We start from the raw sequence: 4,968 nt of genomic DNA, 5'->3' as shown, positions 1-4,968 counted from the left end.
GGATCGCCCGGCAGTCGGCGGCCGACTGGCGGCCGTCCACCCGCAGTCCGAGGAATTTCTCGGCCTGCTTCTGGTAGGGGCCGCGGCTCGCGGTGCACGAAGACGCGGTGGCGGCCTGAGCGGTCGAGCCGAAGGCCACCGTCAGCGGAACGGCCAGCGCCGTGAGGGCGAGCGCCGCGCCCGCCCGACGACCGGCGCCGGACCGCGGGACACGCAGGTTCAGTCGTCTTTTCATACCCCGTATGACTGTTTGCCCGACCCGCCGGTTGCAGGCGTGACCGACCCGAAATATCTGGTACGTGATCCGTGTCCCGGTGGACGGAACGGCGTCCCGTCCACCGGGGAGCGGGACCGCCTACAGCACCACGACCTTCTTCTGGTGGGCGTAGCTGAAGCCGTCGTCGTCGAAGTAGAAGACGGTGACCTTGAGCTTGTCGCCCTTGGCGAACTGCGACACGGCGGCCGGGCGCAGGTTCACCAGCGCGGTGTGGTCGCGGTAGTCACAGACCAGCTTGTCGATCTTGACGGTGCCGGCGGCGTACGGAGCGTCGTGCCCGGTCCCGTTGACCTTGACTGCCCTGGCCACCAGCTGGTGGTTGATGTCGACGTCACAGGAGTAGGTGACCTTCACTTGCAGGCCGGGCTCGTGCAGCGAGACGTTGTCGATGGCCAGGATGTTGGCCTTGGCGACCGCCGCCGGCGCGGCGACCAGTACTCCGGCACCGGCCAGGACCGCTGCGGCCGCGGCGCCGACGAGACGACGCCGTACCCGGGATGACTTCATTGGTGGCTTCCTTCCCCCCGCGCAGCCGCCCCGGTCGAAGACGGCGGAGAAATCTCCGCCTGTGCGGGCGACTGCGACAGATGTTCAATTTGACGGCGATCATACGTGACCTTCCGTGCGGAAACCGCCGGTTTATGGCCACGACGGGCGCGACGGGGCAAGACGGCGAACACACCCTCTCCGATGACCATCCGCTATCGCATCGCCACTTAATGTGCTCATGGCGGCCGGTCGCGGCGCCCGCGACCGGCCGCTTTCCCCGGCTCCGCGAGGAGTCACCCCCGCCCAGAAGGGACGACGCATGATCACCGATGCAGTGCGTGCGGAGTACGAGCACCGCTTCGCCATGTACGACACCGACGGCGACGGCTACCTGACCGCCCAGGACTTCACCGACCGGGCCCGGCTGCTGACGGACGCGGTCGGTGAACCGGCGGACTCCGCCAAGGCGCGGGCGCTGGGCGCGGGGATGCGCCACACCTTCGAGCAGCTCGCCGCGCTGGCGCGGATCGACGCGACGGGCCGGCTGAACCGGGAGCAGTTCGTCGAAGCCTTCACGCGCGCGAGCGAGTTGGGGTCCCTCGGCAGGGTCGTGGGACCCTCGATCGCCGCGACCGTCGCGCTCGCCGACGCCGACGGGGACGGGGTGGTCAGCCGGGAGGACTTCGCGGTGGTGCACCGCGCGGCGGGCTACTCGGCCGCACAGGCGGCGGAGGCCTTCGCGGCGCTGGACCGGGACGGTGACGGGCGGCTGCTGGTCGATGCCTGGCCGGGCGCCGGCCCCGAGTAGTCCTCCCCTGGCCCTCACCCCCGGAAGGTCAGTGCGAGGTGCGCCCGCAGCCCCGGAGCGCTCACCGGGGCGTCGCGCAGCCCCAGGTAGCCGTCGGGGCGGATGAGGAAGCCCTCGCCGCCCCGCGCCCCGTACCTCTTCCGGAACGCGTCGAGGCCGTCGTGGACGACGGGCAGCGACAGGCCGTCCGTCCGGAGGTGCGGGGCCGCGACCACCCAGGCGCTCAACTGCCCCTGCGCACCGCGCCGCGCCGACGCCACCACCGCGTCGTACGGCGCCAGTTGGGCCTCGTCGTCCGCATAGAGCAGCAGGGTGTGGTCCGGCCCGCGCAGCAGGTCGAAGAGGCGGGACGGGAACGCGGTGAGGTCGTGGCGGAGGCCGTCGCAGTCCGGTGCCCGGTCGCCGGGGGCGGGGCCCTCGGGCCGGTGCCGGTCCGGCCCGACGATCGGGCTGCCCCGGTAGCCGACGAGCAGTTGGGCCTCGCGCCGGATCACCGTCGACGGGTCGTCGGGGTCCGCCTGGACGCCGCTGCCGGCGTGCCGGACCGTCCGTTGCACCACTTCCTCGCCCACGGGGTGGCGCTCCGCGTGATAGCTGCCCAGCAGCCCCTCACTCGCGGTCGAGCGCACCGCCAGGGCCACCTTCCAGGCCAGGTTGTAGGCGTCCTGGATGCCGGTGTTCATGCCCTGGGCGCCGGTGGGCGGATGGACATGGGCGGCGTCTCCCGCGACGAACACCCGGCCCGCTCCGTAGCGGTCCACCAGACGGTGGCTGATGCGGAAGACCGAGGACCAGCGGAGCGAGGAGGCGCGGGTGGGCTGCGGTGAGAGCCGGTCGAGGACCGCCTGGATGTGCGGGAGGCCGGGGGTGGAACCGGCCTCCAGACCGTGCGCCACGTCTTCCTCCTGCGGCTGTTGCGGCAGGGCGAGTTCGGGCGGGACGAGCATGGACGTCCGGTAGCGGTTACGGCCGGGCAGCGGGATGCAGACCAGCAGGTCGTCGGTGCGGCCGTCGCTCTGGTGCATGGCCCGTACCGCGTAGCCGTGCGGCAGTTCCCAGTCGACCTCGACATCCCCCAGCATGTACTCCTCGGGGAAGGAACCGCCCTCGAAGCTCAGGCCGAGGGTCTTGCGGACGACGCTGTGGGCGCCGTCGCAGCCGAGGAGGAATCCGGTGCGGATCGACTCCTGTGCGCCGGACGGCAGCGCGAGGCAGGCCCGGACCTCGTCGGCGTGCTGCTCGAAGTCCACCAGCTCCGTGCCGCGTTCGACGTGGGTGCCCCAGCGTGCGAGCCGTTCGGCAAGGATGCGTTCGGTGGCGTACTGCGGCAGTGCGGCGAAGCGATAGGGCACATCCGGCGGCAGGGTCAACTCGATCCGCGCCTGCTCCGCGCCATTGACGTAGATCAGTTGTCCCCGGAGCGGGGCCGCGGCCTCCAGGGCCTGCCACGCCACCCCCATCAGGTCCCAGATCTCCAGCGTCCTGGGCTGGATGCCCACCGCCTTGGCGTACGGCTGCGGGGCGGGCAGCCGGTCGACGATGCGGCACCGTACGCCGCGCCGCCGCAGTTCGCAGGCCGCCGTCAGCCCGACCGGGCCCGCACCGACGACCAGGACATCCACATCGGCCATGGCTGCCTCCCGGGGCGGAACCACCCTCCTCCCAAGGGAACACAGCGCGGTGGGGCTGTCCATTTCCGGGGGACAGCCCCACCGGCGAACGGGCCGTTACACCGCTCAGGACCCGTGCGCGGTGCATGCGTACCTGCGCAGCGCGTGCATCAAGTGCGCCGGTTGCGCTCGGCGGACACCCCCCGGCCGAGCAGGTGATCGCCAGGCTTCTGATGGTCATGCGCCCACGGCCTGCGGGGTGCGCCCCCGCCCGTCTGAACAGGTGCGCCGTGTGCAGGCACGGCCGCGCGCCGACGGCAAGGGGGCAGGCCGGTCCGCTGCGGCGCTACCGCGCGCTCTGCCGATAACAACTCGGGCCGTGGTTGTCTCTTCCCCGTCGAATTCATGGCGCCGCGCGGAAATCGCAGTTCGAGCTCCATTCGAACGCGATACGCCGCACCGGCGCCGGGTTTCCTGAATGGCTGCCAGGCAACTGCGCGGCGAGCGACGGGAGTAAAGGCATGCAATTTCCTCAGGTATCGGAATCGACGACCCGGAGTGAATTCCGGGGCTACGGGGCCCGGGGCATCACGGCAGCAGCCGTCCTGCTGGCGGCCGGTGCACTGAACCTGGTCACCGAGCAGCCCGCCGAGGCCCGGGGCGGCGGGGCCTGGGACCGGCTGGCCGGCTGCGAGAGCGGCGGGAACTGGCGTATCGACACCGGGAACGGCTTCTCCGGAGGGCTTCAGCTCGCCCACTCCACCTGGCACTCGTTCGGTGGCGGCGCCTATGCGGCACGGGCGGCGCGGGCGACCCGGGCCCAGCAGATCCAGGTGGCGGAGCGGGTGCTGGCCCGTCAGGGCTGGGGCGCGTGGCCGGCCTGCTCGGCCTCGCTGGGGCTCAACTCGGCCACCGCGCACCGCACTCCACGGAGCACCACGGCCCGCCCCGCGCCGCAACGGCACGCCGCTTTGTCGTCCCGCGGCCGGGTCCGGCATCCGCAGTCCCATGAGAAGCGCTACAAAGTCGGGCGCCATAGGAGTACCGGCGGCTCGGTCGTCGTCAACGCCGGGGACACCGTGAGCGGTATCGCCTACGCACATGGCTGCGGCTGGCAGGAATTCTACCGGCTCAACCGGCGCGTGATCGGGGCGAATCCGCATCTGATTTTCCCCGGCACACGGCTGGCCCTGCCGCACTCCGGCACCCGCTGAGCACCTTCCGGAATTCCCGGCACCTCATGACGCAGAACCCGGGGAATTCCGCGGAAACTCCTTACCCACACCGCGAGATGGCCCGCCGGAGGGGACGGGCCGGCGCGGAAAGGGGTGGCGACGGCCGGGTGGGGTGATCGGCCGGCCGCCGGGAGTGCGGGAACGGCCCGTCCGCGGCACCGCGGACGGGCCTTCCGCATGGCGGACGCACGACGACGGTGCCGCCCTCCGCGCCGTCGGGACAGGTGGGAGGGCGCCCCTGCCGCCCGGCCGACGGTGCGGCCGGCGCGGGCAGACGGCTCCGTTTCCGCCGCGCTACGCGGTCGCGTACACCTTGTTGGCGAATTCCGCGATCTCCGCGTCGCTGAGGTTCTTGGCGAGGTTGGCCTCGGTGATCATTCCCACCAGACGGTGGCCGCCCTTGACGTCGATCACCGGCAGCCGCTTGATGTGGTGCTGCTCCATGGTCTGGAGAACCTCACTGGCGCCCGCGTCCGCGTCGATCCAGTGCAGCGTCCCGCCCATGGAACCGGCCTGCACCGTCGCCGGGTCGATCCCTTCGGCACAACA

The 4,968-nt window shown here is 71.7% G+C and carries 5 protein-coding genes and 1 pseudogene; 2 read left to right on the top strand and 4 right to left on the bottom strand.

Annotated features, from left to right (window positions below; all coding sequences use genetic code 11):
* Nucleotides 1-235: pseudogene (locus tag ACZ4XD_RS37225) on the bottom strand (murein L,D-transpeptidase); the annotation flags it as partial.
* A 120-nt stretch (nt 236-355) separates the two neighbouring features.
* Nucleotides 356-784: a hypothetical protein gene (locus tag ACZ4XD_RS37220; protein WP_468049986.1), complete on the bottom strand. Its 429-nt coding sequence runs from the start codon at nt 782-784 to the stop codon at nt 356-358.
* Between the two features lie 301 nt (nt 785-1,085).
* Between ACZ4XD_RS37220 and ACZ4XD_RS37215 the strand changes: the two genes are divergently transcribed.
* Complete coding sequence (locus ACZ4XD_RS37215) at nt 1,086-1,574, top strand: EF-hand domain-containing protein (RefSeq protein ID WP_468049985.1); 489 nt, start codon at nt 1,086-1,088, stop codon at nt 1,572-1,574.
* A 14-nt stretch (nt 1,575-1,588) separates the two neighbouring features.
* Here ACZ4XD_RS37215 and ACZ4XD_RS37210 read toward each other — a convergent pair whose 3' ends face one another.
* A complete protein-coding gene (locus tag ACZ4XD_RS37210; RefSeq protein ID WP_468049984.1) occupies nt 1,589-3,205 on the bottom strand; it encodes an FAD-dependent monooxygenase in 1,617 nt (538 codons plus the stop codon).
* Nucleotides 3,206-3,705: 500 nt separating this feature from the next.
* Here ACZ4XD_RS37210 and ACZ4XD_RS37205 point away from each other — a divergent pair, with 500 nt between their 5' ends.
* Nucleotides 3,706-4,398: a transglycosylase family protein gene (locus ACZ4XD_RS37205; RefSeq protein WP_468049982.1), complete on the top strand. Its 693-nt coding sequence runs from the start codon at nt 3,706-3,708 to the stop codon at nt 4,396-4,398.
* Nucleotides 4,399-4,713: 315 nt separating this feature from the next.
* Here the strand turns inward: ACZ4XD_RS37205 and ACZ4XD_RS37200 are convergent.
* The coding region (locus ACZ4XD_RS37200) for a CBS domain-containing protein (RefSeq protein WP_468049980.1) at nt 4,714-4,968 on the bottom strand (255 nt) is incomplete at its 5' end.

The sequence above is a fragment of the Streptomyces sp. NPDC029466 genome (assembly GCF_055574515.1).
The sequence above is the reverse complement of the archived record's forward strand: the minus strand, read 5'-3'. Positions and strand labels throughout refer to the sequence as shown.